Annotated in this window: 17 protein-coding genes and 1 tRNA gene; 13 read left to right on the forward strand and 5 right to left on the reverse strand. The window is 58.8% G+C overall.

Features of this window, described 5'->3' with window-relative positions; all coding sequences use genetic code 11:
• Positions 1–100: 100 nt before the first annotated feature.
• The 5 genes from MCUTH_RS09730 (at position 101) to MCUTH_RS09750 (ending at position 3,109) form a co-directional block, all read left to right on the forward strand.
• Positions 101–382 (forward strand): hypothetical protein, encoded by a 282-nt coding sequence (locus MCUTH_RS09730; RefSeq protein ID WP_066958478.1) that lies wholly within the window; start codon positions 101–103, stop codon positions 380–382.
• Positions 383–386: 4 nt separating this feature from the next.
• Entirely contained in the window at positions 387–911 is a 525-nt protein-coding gene (locus MCUTH_RS09735) for a tRNA (cytidine(56)-2'-O)-methyltransferase (protein ID WP_066958479.1), read from the forward strand.
• Entirely contained in the window at positions 908–1,984 is a 1,077-nt protein-coding gene (locus MCUTH_RS09740) for an ATP-grasp domain-containing protein (RefSeq protein ID WP_066958481.1), read from the forward strand. Before MCUTH_RS09735 ends, MCUTH_RS09740 begins: the two co-directional genes overlap by 4 nt.
• 125 nt (positions 1,985–2,109) lie before the next feature.
• Positions 2,110–2,631 (forward strand): transcription factor, encoded by a 522-nt coding sequence (locus MCUTH_RS09745; protein WP_066958483.1) that lies wholly within the window; start codon positions 2,110–2,112, stop codon positions 2,629–2,631.
• Positions 2,624–3,109 (forward strand): HDIG domain-containing metalloprotein, encoded by a 486-nt coding sequence (locus tag MCUTH_RS09750; protein WP_066958485.1) that lies wholly within the window; start codon positions 2,624–2,626, stop codon positions 3,107–3,109. The genes MCUTH_RS09745 and MCUTH_RS09750 overlap by 8 nt, the downstream gene beginning before the upstream one ends.
• On the opposite strand, the gene MCUTH_RS09755 is transcribed toward MCUTH_RS09750, so the two are convergent.
• Positions 3,102–3,605, reverse strand: coding sequence for a regulator of amino acid metabolism, contains ACT domain protein (locus MCUTH_RS09755; RefSeq protein WP_066958487.1), 504 nt, complete (start codon positions 3,603–3,605; stop codon positions 3,102–3,104). The genes MCUTH_RS09750 and MCUTH_RS09755 overlap by 8 nt on opposite strands.
• A 181-nt stretch (positions 3,606–3,786) precedes the next feature.
• Here MCUTH_RS09755 and MCUTH_RS09760 point away from each other — a divergent pair.
• A tRNA-Leu gene (locus MCUTH_RS09760) sits at positions 3,787–3,871 on the forward strand.
• 161 nt (positions 3,872–4,032) lie between these two features.
• Complete coding sequence (locus MCUTH_RS09765; RefSeq protein ID WP_066958489.1) at positions 4,033–5,316, forward strand: STAS domain-containing protein; 1,284 nt, start codon at positions 4,033–4,035, stop codon at positions 5,314–5,316.
• A 197-nt stretch (positions 5,317–5,513) separates the two neighbouring features.
• Here MCUTH_RS09765 and MCUTH_RS09770 read toward each other — a convergent pair whose 3' ends face one another.
• From MCUTH_RS09770 to MCUTH_RS09780, 3 genes are all read right to left on the reverse strand, one after another.
• Positions 5,514–9,473 (reverse strand): HEAT repeat domain-containing protein, encoded by a 3,960-nt coding sequence (locus tag MCUTH_RS09770; RefSeq protein WP_224732810.1) that lies wholly within the window; start codon positions 9,471–9,473, stop codon positions 5,514–5,516.
• A 496-nt stretch (positions 9,474–9,969) separates the two neighbouring features.
• Positions 9,970–10,698 carry a queuosine precursor transporter gene (locus MCUTH_RS09775; protein ID WP_330219248.1) on the reverse strand — a complete coding sequence of 243 codons (729 nt, stop codon included), beginning with the start codon at positions 10,696–10,698 and terminating at the stop codon, positions 9,970–9,972.
• Positions 10,699–10,756: 58 nt separating this feature from the next.
• On the reverse strand, positions 10,757–11,317 hold the full coding sequence (locus tag MCUTH_RS09780) for a helix-turn-helix domain-containing protein (RefSeq protein ID WP_236707453.1): 561 nt from the start codon (positions 11,315–11,317) through the stop codon (positions 10,757–10,759).
• A gap of 349 nt (positions 11,318–11,666) precedes the next feature.
• Between MCUTH_RS09780 and MCUTH_RS09785 the strand changes: the two genes are divergently transcribed.
• Genes MCUTH_RS09785 through MCUTH_RS09795 form a run of 3 tightly spaced genes read left to right on the forward strand, consistent with a single transcriptional unit; the run spans position 11,667 to position 13,848 of the window.
• A complete protein-coding gene (locus MCUTH_RS09785) occupies positions 11,667–12,185 on the forward strand; it encodes a hypothetical protein (protein ID WP_224732809.1) in 519 nt (172 codons plus the stop codon).
• Positions 12,182–13,189 carry a PIN domain-containing protein gene (locus MCUTH_RS09790; protein ID WP_066958495.1) on the forward strand — a complete coding sequence of 336 codons (1,008 nt, stop codon included), beginning with the start codon at positions 12,182–12,184 and terminating at the stop codon, positions 13,187–13,189. The genes MCUTH_RS09785 and MCUTH_RS09790 overlap by 4 nt, the downstream gene beginning before the upstream one ends.
• Complete coding sequence (locus tag MCUTH_RS09795; protein WP_066958498.1) at positions 13,153–13,848, forward strand: HAD family hydrolase; 696 nt, start codon at positions 13,153–13,155, stop codon at positions 13,846–13,848. The genes MCUTH_RS09790 and MCUTH_RS09795 overlap by 37 nt, the downstream gene beginning before the upstream one ends.
• Here the strand turns inward: MCUTH_RS09795 and MCUTH_RS09800 are convergent, their stop codons facing one another.
• Positions 13,849–14,706: a methanogenesis marker 8 protein gene (locus MCUTH_RS09800; RefSeq protein WP_066958499.1), complete on the reverse strand. Its 858-nt coding sequence runs from the start codon at positions 14,704–14,706 to the stop codon at positions 13,849–13,851.
• A 135-nt stretch (positions 14,707–14,841) separates the two neighbouring features.
• On the opposite strand from MCUTH_RS09800, the gene MCUTH_RS11850 reads away from it, so the two are divergent.
• The 3 genes from MCUTH_RS11850 to MCUTH_RS09810 all read left to right on the forward strand — a co-directional run bounded on the left by MCUTH_RS11850 (position 14,842) and on the right by MCUTH_RS09810 (position 18,284).
• The gene (locus MCUTH_RS11850) at positions 14,842–15,000 is read left to right on the forward strand and encodes a hypothetical protein (protein WP_169795900.1); all 159 of its coding nucleotides are present in this window, start codon (positions 14,842–14,844) and stop codon (positions 14,998–15,000) included.
• An 11-nt stretch (positions 15,001–15,011) separates the two neighbouring features.
• Positions 15,012–15,764, forward strand: coding sequence for a heparan-alpha-glucosaminide N-acetyltransferase (locus MCUTH_RS09805; protein WP_066958501.1), 753 nt, complete (start codon positions 15,012–15,014; stop codon positions 15,762–15,764).
• A gap of 219 nt (positions 15,765–15,983) precedes the next feature.
• Positions 15,984–18,284, forward strand: a complete 2,301-nt coding sequence (locus MCUTH_RS09810; RefSeq protein WP_066958504.1) for an Orn/Lys/Arg family decarboxylase — start codon at positions 15,984–15,986, stop codon at positions 18,282–18,284.
• Positions 18,285–18,610: the final 326 nt, after the last annotated feature.

Raw genomic sequence — 18,610 nt, forward strand, 5'->3', positions numbered from 1 at the left:
TCAGTTCTCCCCAGATCGTATGCCGCCCGCCAGATAGGACTGGAATGGCGCGGGCGTCTCATGAGTAACTATATCGGTTTTGCCGGAAAAAAGAATAGGTGTGCGTGAGGAAGATCTGGATTGGGCCGTATATCATGGGATTCCACAATCCGGCAGCATTACGGTCGAAGATCTGGTAGCAACAACTGGTTTTGAACCCGGTGCAGTCCGGGCATCGCTTGAGCGCCTGGAGCACTACCTCCTTATTCGGCGATCCGGAGAGGCGGTAAGGCTTCTCTCCATCGAGGAGTCACTGATCGAGTGCCAGTGCCGGCATACGAAAGAGGATCTGCCGTTCGTCATCGAGAACGGTGTCATCAGGGCAAAGAGAGGAGATGAGTAAGACTATGCCTGAAGTAGCCGTGCTCCGGATAGGCCATCGGCCCGAACGCGACCAGCGGGTGACGACCCACGTCGGGCTCGCGGCGCGGGCGCTCGGGGCCCGGGGGATGTATCTTGCCGCAAACGACCCGGGTGTGGCCGCGAGCATCGAAGATGTGGTCTCCCGGTGGGGTGGGGAATTCTTTGTTGAGAACGACGTGAAGTGGCGGCGGTGCATCCAGGACTGGAAAGCCGCCGGCGGCAAGGTCGCACACCTCACGATGTACGGGCTCCGGATGACCGACGTCATCGACGAGATCCGCCGTGAGGATCGGGTGCTCGTCGTTGTGGGGGCGGAGAAGGTCCCGGGAGAGATCTACGGGCTTGCCGATTACAACGTCTCGGTGACGACCCAGCCTCACTCGGAGATCTCAAGCCTCGCCCTCTTCCTCGACCACCTCTTCGAGGGCAAAGAACTCAACCGGGAGTACCCGGACGCGAAGATCCGGATCGAGCCGACGAAAGCGGGCAAAAAGACGGTGGAGCGGTGAGAGGGCGGATACTGGTTGCCGGGTTTGCCACACGACACGTGGCGCAGTCAGCCCATCGGGCCGGTTATACAGTCTACGCCGTCGACCATTTCTGTGACCAGGACCTTGCCTGGTACACGGAGGATTGCCTCGCATTCGACGAACTTGACGAACTCCCGGAGAAGATTGCCGAACTTGCCGCCCGCCGTCCCGTCGATGCTCTGGTCGTCACCTCGGGCGCCGAGACCATCGGGACGACGATCCCGCTCTGCGGCACGCCGCCGAAGAAAGTGGAGCGGTTCCTCGACAAACTGGAGATTCAGCGATTCTTTGAGGGACTGGACATCCCGGTCCCGCCGCTTGCAGGGGTTGAAGAGTTTCCCGCGATGGTCAAGCCACGCCAGGGGGCCGGAGGATGGAGGAACGCGATCGTAAAGACCAGGGAAGAACTCCGGCAGTGGGAAGAGGCCTGGCCTGACACCCCCTACATTGCACAACACCTCGTCAGCGGGATCCCGTCAAGCGTCTCCTGCGTCGCAGACGGTCGGCGTGCGCGGGCCATCGCGGTCAACCGGCAGATCCTCCGGGGAGACGGTGAATCCGCGCATGGGTTTGCCGGATCGATCACCCCGTTCGCCCATCCGCTTGTCGGGGAGATGGTCGCGGCAGCCGAGCGCATCTGTGCCGCAAGCGGGTGCATAGGCTCGATCGGTGTCGACTTCATGGCGGGAGATAAACCCTGGGCGATCGAGATAAACCCCCGGTTCCAGGCGACCGTGGATACGGTTGAGATGGCGACAGGAGAGAGTGTCTTTTCACTGCATATGGATGCCTGCCGCGGTGTGATCCCTGCAGCGATGCCGAAGACAAAAAGGGTCGCGATCCGGCGGATCCTCTTCGCAGAAAGGGATATGCGGCTTGATGCCGATCTTTCGGCGCTTGCACCCCGGATTGCCGACATACCCTGGCCCGGTACCGAGTTTGAGGAAGGGAACGCAGTCGTGAGCGTCTACGGATGCGCGGAGACAGAAACGGCGGCACTCCAGGATCTTGAGAGAAATACCGAAGCCGTCCGGAGGCTGATCCGGGGTTGAGCCCCGGACGCGCCTCCGTCAGCCTCTTCAAACCGGAAAGGAAATTAAATATTGAGAACCCAAGTACGGGGCACCGATGTGGGAGAGATCTATTATACAATATTGCGTATAGGGGAGAATTGAGCATGGTATCCGTCAATGAGCTGTTGAATGATCCAGCAATCCACGCCTACATTCAGCGCATGATCGGGGATGAAGGGGTCGAGCTTCTCAGGCGCTTCCCAGAAGTTGGGGAGCACAGCGACGAGGAACTTGCCGAGAAGACCGGGGTCAACCTCAATACTGTCCGTCACACGCTGTATACTCTGTATGAAAAACGCCTTGCCGAGTATCGGCGGCTGAAGAACACCGAGACCGGTTGGCTTACATATCTCTGGCATCTCCGCATGGATCGCCTCAACGAGGTGATCGAGGAGGAGATCAAGAATGCACTTGAACATCTCGACGCGCGGCTCGCCTACGAAGAGAAGAACGACTTCTATATCTGCAAGGGCTGCGGCGCAATCTACACCTTCGCCGATGCCGCGAACTGGAACTTCGAGTGCCCGAACTGCGAAGAGATGCTTGAGCACTTCGATAACGAACTCCTCGCCAACGCACTCAGGAGAAGGGTCAACAAGATCAAGGAGAGCCTCGGAAGTGCGTGAGCAGGATTGTATCGACCTCCTCAGGCGTGCCGGGTGCTCGGAGGGGGTCATCGCACACTGCCGGGCGGTGCGTGACCTTGCACTCACGTATGCTACCGATCCCCTCGTCGACCGCGACCTGGTCGAGGCTGGCGCCCTCCTCCACGACATCGGCCGGGGTGTGACGCATGATATTCATCACGCAGAGGTGGGTGCAGAGATGTGTCGGTCGTTCGGGCTCGATGAAGCGATCGTCGCTATCGTCGAGCGGCACATCGGCGCCGGGCTGACGGCCGACGAATGCTCGCTCCTCAACCTGACCCCACGCGACTGCATGCCCCGGAGACTCGAAGAGAAGATTGTCGCCCACGCAGACAACCTGGTGAAGGGGACCCGTGTCATTACCATGGAAGGGCGTATGCTGCATGCAGTCGCTCTTCCGAGAAGACAGAGGAAGCGGATCTGCCGGCTCGGGCAGGAGATGGAACTTTTTAGATAACCAGCCGGTCAACCTGGGGGAGCGCGCGCAGTTCCTCGTAAACCGATGCCGGAACCCGCGCTTCATCCACGATCATCACAAGTTTTGGCTCCTCTGCAAGGTAAGGATCGGTGACGAATATCTGGCGGATGGAGAGATCGTGATCGACGAGGACTTTGACCGCTGCGCCGACAATCCCCTTCTGTTGCGCATCCTTTGGATAAAGTGTGATAACCGAGAGGCCGAGGGCCTCCGCGACCCGGGAGAGATCGGGCGCGGCGCGCATCCGAAGAAAGACCTCCCGGAGCTCCGGATTTTCGAGGATGCGACGGGCTGTGGCGTCAACGACCCGACGGTCAGTATCGATAGCCCTGCCGATGTGCGTAGCGGGGATCTCGATGCCGTTGCAGGCAATCCGTCCTTCCTCGTTGATGCCGAATCCGTTCTCAAGCAGGAACCGGACGACGCGGCTCTGGGAGGGTGAGTCGGCAAACTCCCGTGAGATGTCAGCCCACATAAGGGAATATTCGCGTGAGGCGCATAAATATACACCGAAGTAGGTCGCAGGAGACCGGCATGTGGCTGTAAAGCATGGCAGATGCCACCAAGGTAGACCTCAAGCCCGGGACCAGAGAGAACTCCCCCTCCCGGGAGAGCAAGGTATTTCTTGTTGCAGTGCGTTGTATATAGGGAACAGAGCGAGGGTTGCCGAGACAGGTCAAAGGCGCAAGGTTGAGGGCCTTGTCACGTAGGTGTTCGGGCGTTCAAATCGCCTCCCTCGCACTCAATCTATCCTGAGATTCTAATCAGATGAGCGGACGCTCTCTATTATCCCATAATTCTCGACTTGATGGCGGATTTGCCGCATAAGTTATCCACAGGAACCAAAATTCAATTTGAGAAGAGTTAACCGCCGAAAGCTCAATATCAATACCTGGATACACATGGAACTGCAGACCGAGAGAAAAGATGGCATTTTAACATTTTGTCTGCGCGGAAGGCTTGATGGTTACGGCGCGGGACAACTCGCCGATGCCATTTCGGCATCGCTGCAGGACGATGACCGGTCGGTCGTCTTTGACCTTGCCGAACTGAGTTACCTGAGCAGTGCGGGCATCCGGGTCCTCGTCGCCACGAAGAAGCAGTTGAAGGAACGCGGCGGCATCCTGGCCCTCGCTGGAATTCAGGATTACCCAAAGAGCGTTCTCGATATGGCCGGAGTAACACCGATATTCTCCATCTATGCAGGGGTCGAGGAGGCCATCGCCGCCTGCAAGAGACCGCTCGACAGTCTCTCGGTCATCAACGAGATCACACGGGCTCCGGTCGTCAGAAACGGCGTTACGTATACCATAGAGCGGGCCTCTACGCAGAGCTCGTCGCTCCGGGTCGTCGGCAGACTGGATAAGATGCTGCGCGCCCGCCTGACGGAGGAAGATATCCGTGCAATACCATTCTCAGCCCTCCAGTACTCGCTCGGCATCGGCGCGCTCGGCAAGGGTGTGACAGATGCGCTCCCGCTCCTAGGAGAGATGATCACGCTGCACGGCTCGGTGGTATGGCTCCCGACCGATGGAAACGCCACACCGGACTTCTTCACGCCGGTGAAGGATACCGGGGAACTCTACATCTATACCGGATATAACGTAGCGCTCAACGGGCCGTTTCACGAGATCGTCACCATCGATGCGGGAGATGGGGGGAGCATCGCGCTCTCCGACGTATACCGCACACTCTTTGAGCTTGCCAGGGAGCAGAAGCGCGACTTTGCCGGCATCATCGCACTTGCCATGTGGGCCGTCGTCGATGGGGTCCGGAGCCTCGGAGTGAAGAAGTCGCCCATTGCCGCATTTGCCCCGGAAAACGGTCTTCCCATCAATTCTGAAGCGAATGTAAAAGAATGGCTCGATGATGACGATGAGCCAAAGTACCACGGCGACACGATGGTCAGCTTCGGGTTCGGAGTAGACTACTCGGCCTGCAACGACGAATGCCTTTCAGCCCTCACCGATCTGAATCGGCCAAGGACACAGCAACTGCAGCTCCACAATCACGGGGTCATCTTCCGGGGGGTGCCATGGGATGCAGGGCTCGATCTCACGAGACAGATCGAAAAGATCTTGAGCGAGGCTCCGTTCATCGATATGCGGCATCTCAAAGACAGCACCCGGATCCGGCGGGCGAAGGTGGGCGTGGCTTATATCTCAAGGATCGACGTGGATGCCTAAGGCCGGAATTGCAGTCGGCCAACTTTCATCATTTTTAAAAATCCTAGATGCGCTCAATATTGGGTCTGATATAGATCCCGGTTCTATTCTAGAGGTTATCTCAAATGCCCCTGCCAGGGGTGATCCGGGGTGCTCTGCTTCACCCGCAGGCACCCCAATGCAGTCTCGACTCCCGACAACAAAAGACCAGTCGGGGCTTATCCTTCGTCCGCCCGATGCGTGATCTGCTCAATCGCATCCTCTGCAGCCCTCTGGACGTACCAATCCGGGTCATTGAGGAGACTTCGGAGAGGATCGACCGCCCGTGCATCCCCGATCTCCGCCAGGACGTCCGCCGCGCGTTTCCGAACATCGTCGTCCGGATCAACGAGCGCGGATACGACCGCATCCATAGCCGGGGCCCCGATACTGACGAGTGCCGCCGCTGCCTCCCGCCGGACGCTGTAGTACTCGTCGTGAAGAAGAGATATGAGCGCCGGGACCGCAGACGGATCACGGATCTCGCCGAGGACCTTGGCCGCCCGCCGCCGGATGCTGTCATCGCAGTCCAGGAGCACCGCGACCAGCGGCCCGACCGCGACCGTGCCAAGCGGGATCAGATCGCTCCATCGTTCCTTTGCGATGAGATAGACCGCCGTCTCTTCTCCCGGGGCCGGCACCCAGCCCAGGCGGTCGAGAGCGTCCGCAGCCCCGGCGCGAACGCGGAAATGCCCGTCCTTGAGTGCGGCAGGCAGCAGCCGACGCGCCGGATCGCCGATGAGCACCAGGGCCATCACCGCACCCATTCTGGCGGTATCATTCCCTTCCCGGAGGACGCGGAGGAGCGGTTCGACCGCCTCCTCGCCCATCATGCCTAGAGCCCGGACAACAACGCGACCCACGTGCCAGTCCTCATGCAGGAGCGTATCTATAAGAGAATCGATTGCACCCGGGTTCCCGATCTTGCCGAGCGTTGCAGCTGCCCCCATCTGGACAACCGGAGAGCCGTTGCGGAGAGCCTGAACCAGCGGCTCGACAGCCGGGTCTCCTATGGTGACAAGCGCCCGCGCTGCCCCAAGGCGGATATGCCAGTCGCGGTCACAGAGAGCATCGATGAGCGGGACGACCGCAGGCTCTCCGATCGTCTTGAGCGCCTCGATTGCTCTTCTCTGTCCGCCCTCCTGCTCGGTGCGAAGTTCATCTATCAGTCTCCTGACCGCGGGTGTTCCAATCATGCCAAGAGCCCGCGCCGCGCCCATCTGGACCGCACTGTCAGGGTCATCAAGCGCCTTCACGAGCGGCTCAACTGCTATGGGGCCAAGCTCTGCAACGGATGCCCACTGCTCCTTCGCGATCAGGTAGTGGACGGTCTCGCTCTCGGTCTCCGGCACCCAGCCAATCCGCCCGAGGACCTCCGCCGCTCCCAGACGCACAGCGTAATGCACGTCTAGAAGGGCCGTCGTAAGATCGTCGATGGCTGGTTTCCCGATCCGGGTGAGGGTATTGGCCGCCTCCAGCCGGAGAGTGTCGTTCGAGTGCCCCAACGCCTCAATGAGCGAGCCAACGGCCATATCCCCAAAGCTGACAAGGATATCCCCAGATCTCTGCCGGGTCAGGGGGTCAGCGCTCCCGAGCGCAAGAACCAGCGCATTGACGGACGCAGCACCGATTGTCGTCAGGATATCCGCCGCAATCGGCCCGATATTCGGGTGCCCGAGAACGGAGGCGAGGGGACCGGCAGCAGGAGCCCCGATCCTGACCAGGACACCGACAGCCATCTGACGGAGTTCATCCTCACTTAAGACCCCGATAAGCGGCTCGACGGCCGCCTCCCCGATCCGCACCAGCGTATCGGCTGCGGGGTCCAGGCGAGCCTCATCGCCGAGCAGGCGAATCAGGTGAGGGATTGCAGGGGTCCCAATCCTGGCAAGCGACTTGATCGCACCGGCCTTGACACCCGTATCCGGGTCGGCAAGCCGCACCAAAAGGGGTTCGACAGCCGGGGCCCCAAGGCTCACGACATCCTGCCACTGCTGCAGAGCGATGAGATACACAGCCTGTTCATCCACACCTCCTGGTCTCCAGCCCAACCGGTTTAAGACCGTAGCCGCGCCCAGGCGAGTCATGGCGTTCTCATCGGTGAGCAGATCGGTAAGCGGCTCCACCGCAGCCTCACCAATACCGGTGAGCGCAGTCACCGCACCATCGTGCCCGTCGCCAGCCTCTCCTAGAAGAGGTATGAGGGGTGTTACAGCAGGGGCACCGATGTTGATCAGAGCGTCAACGGCCCTCCGGTGGAGGCGATCACCGCCGTCCCTGAGCAGTTCAACGATGGCCGGAGCGGCCTCGGGTGCTCTGAGCTTGCCGAGGATCTCGACGGCATTCTCCCGGACGGCATCAGATCCTCCGTCAAGCAGCGCAAGGACCGGAGTTACAGCAGGTTGACCGATAGCGACGAGGGCGTCTGCCGCGGCCGGGGCAACAACGTCATCTCTGAGAGCATTGACAAGCGGTTCTACCGCCTCAGGAAGGCCAATCTCCCCGAGCGTTACCGCAGCCTCACAGCGAACGCGATCGTCGCTGCCGTTGAGCGTTCGGATAAGGGGCTCAACAGCCGGCGCACCCATCAGGGCAAGCTCCATCCACTCTTCCCGGGCAATCAGATACCATGCTCGTTCGGTACTGTCCCAGGGTTCCCAGCCCATCCTCTCCAGAATGGCAGCAGCATGGCGACGTGACCGGTCGGAGGTCAGCGCCTGAATCAGGGGCGGGACCGCAGCCTCCCCAAGAGCATAGAGGACTTCGCAGAGTGCCTCGATGACATCAGAATCCGCATCGTCCAGAGCGCGGACACACGCTTCAGCTGACGGCTCCCCAACCTTGATCAGGGCTGCGGCCGCCATTTCCCGGATGTCGGGATCGGAAAGCAATCGGATGAGCGGGTTGACCGCAGGGAGGCCAATCTCCCCAAGCGCCATCACCACAAGCGATCGGAGTTCCTGATCCGCATCGCGCAACAGTTCGATCAGGGGGCCAACTGAGGCCTCTCCAATCTCACCAAGAGTCCTGGCCGCATGCCACCACCTCTCCCTATCCGGAGACCGGAGGATGCTGATAAGAGGTTCTATAGCGGCCTCACCGTAATCCGCCACATCAGGCCATGCCTCGCTGGCGATGAGGTGCCGGATCGTCCCGATCTCATCAGGCGGTCTCCAGTCGAGTTCCCGCAGGATCTCTGCAGCAGATCTCCGGATCTCCCCATCAGGTGCACCTAGGGCCTCAACGAGGGAGGGCACCGCAACTTCTCCAATCTCACGGAGCGCATAGTGGGCGCCGAACTGCACTTCGTCGTCACCGGAGCCGAGCGCGGCAATGAGCGAGGGCACAGCGGGCTTGCCGATACGCACGAGAGTTGCAGCTGCCCTGGTCTGCGTCGCAGTCTCACCGAGGGCGGCGATCAGCGCCGGGATTGCATCTTCACCAATCAAAGCGAGCGTTTCGGCGACGCACCACCGTCTCTCCTCATCCACAAGAGCGAGGGCCCGGACAAGGTGAGCCACGGCATCGGCTCCCAGCTTCACGAGGGTCTCTTGAGCCCGTTCACGAAGCATGGCGTCATCGCTACCGAGATCACCGATGAGCGACTCTATCGAACGGCCTTCATCAAGAAGGGGGGTAGTAACTGCCTCTTGTTCGCCAGAGCCTGGAGCATCGTCAGGCAGATCAGGAATATCTTCTGATATTTCGAGCCAATCCTCAGAGAGATCAGGCAGAACATCCTCAGACAGACGGGCTTTGCGTTCAGCAAGATCCGGGACTGATTCGTCATTCCGATCATTGAGTCCCGGTGTTATCGCGAGATCTTTATCACCGCGGGACCCAAATTGCGGGATGCTCAGGCCGACTGCGGGAAGCTCCTGAGGCTCGTCTGGCTTACCGGGCACGTCATCAGCCGGATTGCACCCGGATGGGAAGTTAAGAGATCTTCCTGCCTTGCCCTGTCCGTCGGGGGGGTGCGTGGCACCTCTCCCCTCCCCGTAAACAAGATCGTCATACTGCCGAAGGGCGTCGGGGATCAGGTCAAGTTTCTCAAAGACCTTCGTATCACCGTCAAGCCAGGCATGTCCCCCTGAAGATACCTTTTCTGGCGTATCTACCTGAGATACTTCAGGATTCAACTGTGAGGCATCCTCCTTACCAGGGGCATGTTCACTTTTGTTCCCTTCAGCCCACTTCTTCGTCCAATAGGCAAGAAAAGAAGTCCCATTCGGCCCAAACAGCCCGGGAAGGCAGACAAGAGGACATGTGGTCTCAAGCGTTGAGAACGCCGGAATACCCGACACTCCTCCATCAGACAGCAGGAGGAAAAGGCATGTGGTTCCAAAGATCGCACATGCCGATGTATACGGCGTCCCAAAAAACACACGTTTGCCAGCCAACCAGGACACATACCCACCCGCACGATCTAACTGTTCTGTCGCCGAATCGTAGATCTTAACGCGGATATCGGCGAAAGCACCGCTCAGAATTTCTCGTGGGGTCTTAGTGCACATTATGAGAAGTATACGCCCAAAAATTAAAAATGTTTGTTTTCCATGCCCAATCAATATAGAATGTTTTAATTATAACCTATTTCAGGAAATTTTTTCTCCCGTACTCCCTGATTGCTGTGAATCACCCGGTGCCAAGATAGCGTTTATACCAGACAAACCAGGGTGTGTCAAGGAGCCCAATGAGACCCTTGCTGACGACCTGCCCAATGATCAGGGGGAGGAGCGGGATGCCGGCAGTGAAGAAAGCAATGCTCACGAAGATGATACTGTCGAGGGTCAGGTCGGCGACATCGGAGAAAGCGCTCCTTAGAACGATCCGATCAGGGTATGCACGTTTCAGCCGGTCGAAAACATATGAATCGAGAGTCTGACTGACCAGAAACGCAACCCAGGACGCGAGGATGATCCACAACCCTTGCGTGAAGATGCTCTGCCATGCCTCCTCGAACTGGAAGGCCGGAGCCGGAGAAAGGGAGTTTGTCATGACTATGAGGATGACAAGGAGGATCTGCGAGAGCAGTGCGATGAGGATGGCGACCTGAGTCATCGATCTCCCGTAGACCTCGTTGATCATGTCGATCGCCTGTGCTATAAACGGATAAATGAAGACAGAAGCAGGCGCAACCAGCGTGACGATGCCGAGATCGAACTCGATGATTCGGGCTGCAATGATCTGCGAGGCGCCGAGATAAATGATATACAGGCCGGTCAGGGTGGCAAACCCATACCCTGGGAACCGCCTGACGACGACGGCTGCCGCATACGTCGCAATAGTGAGGCTGATCGCCCAGTATATCCAGACAAGCGGTATCAGCGTGGAATCCCTCCTCCTGAAAGGTAGAGAAGGTATTCCCGTTCACTGTATTAACACCCGCCTGTTCGGCCTGCAACCATCACAAAACAGCCGGTTAGAAACCTTCGTTCATAATCCGCTCGAGTTCAGAACGCCTGATCCGCCAGGATCCTCCACACTTGACGGCCGGGATCCGCTCTTCCCGAATGAACTCCCGGATTCGGCCGGGGGTGAAGTTCAGGGTTGAGGCGACGTCATCAACGGTGAGCATCCGATCACTGTAGGCATGGTGGCGACAGCCGCCTCCAATCGTCTCCCAGTTCTCGTCCGGCAGCATGATGGTGATGACCGGCTCGCCGTCGTCTCCCGGGGAGACAGTGGCCTTGAACGTGAGGGTGGGAACGAGACCATTCAGGTAGATGCTCGCCTGAAACTCGAACTCCTCCTCGGTCGTCGTACTGGCTTTATCCCTGAACGCATGTAGGATGTCCCACAAATTCTCCGTAACAGTCTCCTGCGGGATGTTTGGGAATGGCACCATAATCTCTGCAGCCCGCGCCGAGACTGCAAGGGGATACATGATGCCTATATCTCTTCCCATTCGGGTGATCTCAATGAGATCACCGTCATCGATAGCATCCTGGCGGCCCTTCCTCTGCTGGTCGGGGTCCGCCAATCCCCAGATTTCAGCAGGTGCCCTCAATTGAGTTTTTCTCTTCTTCATAAAACAGATCTCTCCAGGGATATACTCGCGCTTCTGTAGCACAGTGGGGGGGTTGATCATAAAAGAGTTGCCAAATATTTTGCGTTATTTTTCCAGTTTCTTTCGCTTTAAAGAGGTTTTTCAAGACTCTGGCAACAAAAAACTGCCAGAATCTGACATCTGATCGGATACAGTCTTCGGATACTCGCTCTGCAGCCAATTATCGCCAAAATAAGGAAGCAAATCGCTCGGGTTCTCGTCTCTGAGATCTAATTCGAGGAGCGAACCTCCAACAAAGCCTATATAGCGACAGGGTGAGTCATTGAGCAGTGATTTCTTCATGATCACCGCCCAGGGCGATGCCTACATAGCACTTCTGGGACGCTCAACATGGGCTCTCGTCAACGCATATCATGCAGTCCTGCGGGAGAAGGGGTTGCGCCCCAAACAGGTCTCTATCGTAACCGAGGAACCCTATGCATCGAAGACATCGACCGTAGCCGAGGCCATCCGGATAATATCGGAGGGATATGGCTTCACTCCGGTAATCAGGGTGGAGGTTCTGCCTGAAGCAGACTTTGTGCAGGCCGGGCGGACGATCCGCTCTCTCGTCGCTGACCTCATCCAGCAGGGGTTTTACGTGGCGATCGATATCACCTCCGGGAGGAAGGTCATCGTCGCAGGAGCACTCATCGCGGTCTCACTCGCCGGACTCGATCTAAGACACATTTACTATCTTGCCATGAAGACGACAGACAACGTTGCAAAACCGTACATGATGATCCCTCATCAGATCCAGAAGATCCGGGATATCATGGAGGATGCGGGGGTAAGGCCATGAATGATGCAGTCATCAGGGAAGATGAGCTGCAGATCCTCTTAAACAGCCTAGATGAGATCAACGTCACATATCCGCTCTATGAGGGGGATATCCTCGTTGCACGCCCAGAAGGCATCGGCTACTCCCTGGATCTCCTTGCATCACGCGAGACCTTCCAGGGCTGGCTCGCGGAGTACGAGCCGATTGCCGCCGAACTTCCCAACTACGCAGACTTCCTGGAATGCATGCTCGCAAGCGGGGTCGCCCGCTACGCAAACCAGGCCGCCTTCGATGCAATGCTCACATCGTATGGGCAACTCAAGAAAGCCGTCTTCTTTGGTCTGGATACAAATCTCTTCTACCATGGCTTTGCAACAAACAACCCGGAGATCGATCATGCCTCCTACCTGATCGTTGAGACCGTCCGCGACGAGATCGCATACGCAATCAACCGTAAGTACCCGGCAAAAAAGATCGAGGAGATGGTGGCGCATGCACCGGGCTTGCGAGACTATATCAAGGAACTCGAGAACAAGCGGATGAAGAGATCCCGAAAAGCGGCATACCTAGCTCTGAAAGAGTATCGCATCATCCGCGACCGGGCGACAGAGATCGCATCGCCAGGCCCTCATACGCACCTGACGGAAGAGAACGATCGCAATATTGTCAAAGCGCTCCGGAAGTTCGAAGAGGAACGGTATGCTCTCCCGGTGCTTCTGACAGCCGACGTCTACATGGCGGATCTCTGCATGGCTGAAGGGCTTGAGTACTTCTACTTTGACCGCCCATACAGGTTAGAGACAACAACCTGTACGGCCCAGGGATTCCGGCGGCTGCTCTTCAATCTTGCTGCCGTCTTTGGATTCGTGGGTTGCAACGGTTTTGCCGTCTTCGGGGAATACGGCGGGAAGGGCAACGATCTTGATGAGCTGAAGGTGCGATTTTTTGACGACGAAACATATCATGAATTCACCAGGGAACTGGAGATATGCAGACAACTCCAAAAACTCGGCATAGAACGGTAGAGGCGATCCTCTGCGATATGGATAACACTCTCTTTGACCTTGTTGGAGCAAAGCGTGAGGCCTGCCGGTGCGTGGTCGATTATCTCGGTGTTGGAGACGCGGAGATGCTCTTTTCAGAGTTTCTCCGGGGAATCCATGGGTTTGAAGATCATGAAAACATACGTGACTACCTCGAGCGTCTCGGGGTCTACGAACCCAGGACGTTTGAGGTCTGCTGCCGCACCTACGAAGACGTGAAACTCGACCTGGTCGAGGCGTACCCAGGTGTCGAAGAGACGCTCCAGTTCCTCAGAGACGCCGGGATTGGGCTCGCGGTCGTCACCGACGCAGATTTGCTCCATGCACACCAGCGGCTCACAAAGACCGGGCTCATCGATTACTTCGAGGTCGTGGTGACACCGGAGGTCTCGGGGAGACGGAAACCGGAACCGGACTCGCTCCTCTACGCCCTCCGGAAACTCGAGACCCCTCCTGCGCAGGCGATGATGGTCGGCGATAGCCTGGTTCGCGACATCGCTCCCGGGAGGCATCTAGGGATGGTGACCGCGTTTGCCGCCTACGGCGACTGGCGCGCAAGCCGGCCAAGTGACGTTGAGGCCGATATCATCCTTTCAGAATTCTCCGAACTCCCGGATCATATCGGCATATCAGACCAGTAATCAGCAGAGCGGCGAGGGAGACTGAGAGCCCGGAACCGGGAGGCGCGCTCCGTGGACGATGACCGGCTGATCGGTCTCCGCGACTTTCCCGAGAATGATCGCCTTTCCCGCTTTGGTCATCGCAAAGACCGGGATTGATGTCCCTGCCTGCAGGAGCGCGGCCTTCGCCGCCTCATCGCGGATGTGCTGCGACGCGCAGGCAGTGAGGAGATCGGCAGATCTCGCCATCAGCGCCGCGTCCTCTCGCGAGATCCCGGTCGTGTGAACGGCAACGATGACGGTCTCGGGGAAGTGTTCCCGGATTACCGCAGCCTCGGCGGCAACGGCGGTGGTCACGGCGATCCGCCGGTGCCCGAGCGATCGCGCAAGGGCAACGCCGGCGGCCTGGTCGATCGTGGCGGTCTTCGGGTCAAGGACCACGCCCCCGTTCTCCCGAATTCGTGCGATCACCTCAGGGATAGGGGAAGTCTTTACGAGGCCCGACATCCGGCCGCCGATCCCCTGGATGAGGGCGGGATTCGCCGCGACAAGCGTCCCTGCCCCGTCGGATACGATCACCACAGCGTCGAGGTCTCCCCGGCGGACAGCGCTGCTCAAGAGTTCCGATGCCCCGAAGATGACGAAGTCCGGACCGGCAAGAACCTCCCGATCCGGAGTGCACATCCCAAACGACCGGATTCTCCCTTCGATGTTTCTTCGGATCGCCTCAGGCGTCATCTCCTCGACCGGGCAGGCAAACCGTCGCGCCAGTGGGCAGTCCTCGATCAGGGGCGTCCCGACCTCGACCACACGACCGTTCTGAATCACGACCCGGCACCTTCCGGCAGCCTCTATGATATGTTCGTCTCGGTTGTTCATAGGCCCGTTTCCATACTTGCTATGCGGTGACGTGAAATAATACTCCCTTCCCGACCCCGGGTAAATGCTTATCAGATTGCCGCTATGAGTGTACAGAGATGATATACCTGCATCAGGTAGACGGGGTGAAGGGTCATGGGCCGGATCTGTAGTCCGTTCATCGTTCTCGAGTGCAGCCGGGAGTGCGGATTCACCCGGATCTATAACGAACCTACCGAGGAGCAAGAGAAGGAGATCGCCGATATGAAGACCTGCCCTGACTGCGGGGCCCCGATCAGGCGAAGATTCTTCTGACGGCGAAGACTATGCCGGGAGAGCGCTACTGGGAGATCGATATCGTCCGGGGTATCGCCGTCGTGACGATGATCATCTTCCATGCCGCTTTCGACCTCAACTTCTTCGGAGTCCTGCCGCTCAACGTCTCGAGCGGCTTCCTTCGGATGCTCGCCTACCTGACCGCATCGACATTCATCTTCCTCGTCGGGCTCTCCTTCACCATCAGTTATGCCCGGGCTTCGGAGCGGCTTGCCGGGCGGGACCTCACGCTCAAATACGTCCGGCGCGGCCTTACGATATTCGGCTACGGGCTCGTCATAACTGCTGTTACCTGGTTCTTCCTGCCGAATGTCTATATCGTCTTTGGCATTCTCCATTTCATCGGGGTCGCCATCCTGATCGCGCCGCTCTTTGCGCGCTTTGGCGCGACGAATCTCATCCTTGCAAGCATCGCCTGCCTGGTTGCGGGCTACGCCACAAACGCCATCCCGGGCCCGTGGCCCCTCCTCTGGCTCGGCATCCATCCGGAGTCGTTCGCGAGTCTCGACTACGTCCCGCTCCTCCCCTGGTTCGGCCTTGTCCTCGCCGGGATGGCGTTCGGGCACCTCTACTATCCGGACGGACGACGCGGATTTGTACTCACGACGAGAGAACCGAGGCTTGCGCATCCCCTCTCGTTCCTCGGCCGGCACTCGCTCCTCATCTACTTCCTGCACCAGCCCATCCTCCTCCTCCTGACCGCGTTCCTCGCGCCAGGAGCGATGATAACCGGGTTGTGGTGAGGGACGTGGCACGGAGACGGGGAAGAATGGCGTCCGCTCCCCCCAAGAGATCTGGATCTTTCGGGTAGAGGCGATACCGATACGCTTTAGGCACAAAATACCCACATGGAAGACATTGGTCTATAAGGTGGACTGTCTGTATCCCGCCATGGAAATGGAGGAGTGGTCCCGTCCGAACCTAAAAGACGCCCCAGATCATCATTCCAAGGGTGTGGCCGCATGGATTACCTGGAGGAGTTCCCTATTCTCATCATCGACGATGAGTTGCATTCAGATACTGCTGAAGGCCGTGCATCTCGCGAGATCATCAAAGAATTGAAGGACGAAGGTTTCTCCATAATCGAGGCTCTGAATGCTCGCGACGGGGTTCACGCATTTCTGTCGCACCCGCATGCAAGCTGCATCGTCATCGACTGGGAACTCACCCCCGAGGCCGCGGACGGCATGCTCACCGCAGCCGACGTCATCACCCTCATCAGGGAGCGCAATCCGAAGGTTCCGATATTCTTAAACACCGAAAAACTGGCGATCTCCGCCATTCCTTTGAGCGTCATATCCCGGATTGACGGCTACATCTGGAAACTTGAGGATACCCCCAGCTTCATCGCCGGCCACATCAAACGGGCGGCGACAAGTTACCTCATTGATATCCTTCCTCCATTTTTCCATGGGCTGATGGACTACGTTGAGGAGTACAAGTATTCCTGGCATACCCCGGGGCATATGGGGGGCGTCGCGTTTCTCAAAAGCGCCGCAGGCCGGATATTCTACAATTTCTTCGGCGAGAACGCTCTGCGGGCCGACCTCTCGGCCTCGGTGCCGGAACTTGGATCGCTCCTCGAGCACTCCGGCGTCGTCGGTGAGGCGGAACGGAAGGCCGCGGAGGTCTTCGGGGCCGATCGGACCTACTTTGTCACCGGAGGGACATCGGCCGCGAACAAGATCGTCTGGCTTGCGACCGTTACCCCCGGCGACGTTGTCCTTGTCGACCGGAACTGCCACAAATCCGTGATGCACGCAATCATCATGACCGGTGCCATCCCCATCTACCTCATACCAACCCGGAACGAGTATGGGATCATCGGTCCCATTCAGAGCCGCGAGTTCCACCCCGAGGTCATCGCAGAGAAGATCCGCAACTCCCCGCTCATCGACGACCCTGCGGCAGAGACGATCAAGATGGCCGTGATCACGAACTCCACCTACGACGGGATCTGCTACAGCACAGAGAGGATCGAGGAGCAGTTGCGGAATGTGGTTCCATACCTCCACTACGACGAGGCGTGGTTCGGCTACGCCCGGTTCCATCCCCTGTATGCGGGACGCTACGGGATGCACACCACAGATACGGTCGGGCCGACGGTCTTTGCCACCCAGTCGACCCACAAAGTCCTCGCCGCCTTCTCGCAGGGCTCGATGCTCCACGTCAGGCAGGGCCGGGGACCGGTCGACCACCCGCGGTTCAACGAGGCGTTCATGATGTTCACCTCCACCTCACCTCAGTACACCATCATAGCGTCCCTCGACGTCGCCACCAAGATGATGGCCGGTCACTCGGGGAGGTTCCTCGTCGAGGAGGCGATCGAGGAGGCGATCGTCTTTCGAAAGAAGATGGTGACAGTGGCCGAAGAGATCCGGCGAGGCCCCTTCACCGAGGAGGACTACTGGTGGTTCACCGTCTGGCAGCCCGATTGCATCATGGACCAGGAGGCGGAGCGGCCGCTCGGAGAAGTGGAGGACTGGATGCTCCGGGACCAGGCAGGCTGCTGGCTGTTACATCCCCACGATACCTGGCATGGGTTCGACGGCATTGAGGAGGGATACGCCATGCTCGATCCCATCAAGGTGACGATCCTCACCCCGGGGATCAGACCGGGCGGGAGCATGGAGGAACAGGGGATCCCGGCGAGCATCGTCACGAAGTACCTCCGGAAGAGAGGGATCGTCGTCGAGAAGACCGGACATTACTCGTTCCTGATCCTCTTCACGCTCGGGATCACCAAGGGCAAGTCCGGGACGCTGCTTGCGGAACTCTTCCGATTCAAGGCCCTCTACGACCGAAACAGCCCCCTCGAAGAGGTCTTCCCCGATCTCGTGCGCCAGTATCCCGCCCGGTATGCAGAACGGGGGCTCCGCGACCTCTGCCAGGAGATGCACGAACATCTGCGCGAGAAGTCGATCGCAGAGATGGTCCGAAACGTTTACTCGAGATTACCGGAACAGGTGATGACACCTGCGGAGGCCTACCGCCGCCTGGTTCGAGGCGAGGTGACGCCGGTGCCCGCAAGCGATCTCGAGGGGAGGACGGTCGCGGTGATGGTCGTCCCCTATCCTCCCGGTATCCCGGTCATCATGCCGGGGGAGCGATGCGGTCCGGAGACGCGGGCGATCGTCGATTACCTACGATCATCAGAGGAGTTCAACGCGCTCTTCCCCGGGTTCGAGAACGAGGTGCACGGGGTGGACATCGTGACGGAGGGCGACCGCCGGGTCTACTACGTTTACTGCGTTTCGGAGTGACGCCGGTCAATCCCGCACGCCGACGAAGATCGCGGTCGCGAGGAAGTGGACGAGGCTACGAAACTGAGCGATACTGCGTCGGGAGCGAACTCAGCGGCGATGGACGGGAGCGCGATGTTCACCGCCGAACCCATGAACGGGGTGGCCACGCGCTGAGTGTAGGGTGGTCGGGATGATGCCGGATCACCTGCCGGGGGGGTACGGTGCCGGGCAGGGACCTGCCCGGGAGAGAACAATGAAGAGGAGAGGAGCGGGTTAGCCGGCGGTACTCTTTACATTAACCGATAACGTATGCAAATTATTTACACGTCTGGGTTTTGTCGGAG

The organism is Methanoculleus thermophilus, assembly GCF_001571405.1.
In the GTDB taxonomy this organism is placed as follows: Archaea; Halobacteriota; Methanomicrobia; order Methanomicrobiales; family Methanoculleaceae; genus Methanoculleus; species Methanoculleus thermophilus.

Coding starts and splice junctions, on each gene's coding strand:
- MCUTH_RS09795 (WP_066958498.1), top strand. CDS start 13,153: ATGCAGACAACTCCAAAAACTCGGCATAGAACGGTAGAGGCGATCCTC.
- MCUTH_RS09735 (WP_066958479.1), top strand. CDS start 387: ATGCCTGAAGTAGCCGTGCTCCGGATAGGCCATCGGCCCGAACGCGAC.
- MCUTH_RS09765 (WP_066958489.1), top strand. CDS start 4,033: ATGGAACTGCAGACCGAGAGAAAAGATGGCATTTTAACATTTTGTCTG.
- MCUTH_RS09810 (WP_066958504.1), top strand. CDS start 15,984: ATGGATTACCTGGAGGAGTTCCCTATTCTCATCATCGACGATGAGTTG.
- MCUTH_RS09745 (WP_066958483.1), top strand. CDS start 2,110: ATGGTATCCGTCAATGAGCTGTTGAATGATCCAGCAATCCACGCCTAC.
- MCUTH_RS09755 (WP_066958487.1), bottom strand. CDS start 3,605: ATGTGGGCTGACATCTCACGGGAGTTTGCCGACTCACCCTCCCAGAGC.
- MCUTH_RS09800 (WP_066958499.1), bottom strand. CDS start 14,706: ATGAACAACCGAGACGAACATATCATAGAGGCTGCCGGAAGGTGCCGG.
- MCUTH_RS11850 (WP_169795900.1), top strand. CDS start 14,842: ATGGGCCGGATCTGTAGTCCGTTCATCGTTCTCGAGTGCAGCCGGGAG.
- MCUTH_RS09790 (WP_066958495.1), top strand. CDS start 12,182: ATGAATGATGCAGTCATCAGGGAAGATGAGCTGCAGATCCTCTTAAAC.
- MCUTH_RS09805 (WP_066958501.1), top strand. CDS start 15,012: ATGCCGGGAGAGCGCTACTGGGAGATCGATATCGTCCGGGGTATCGCC.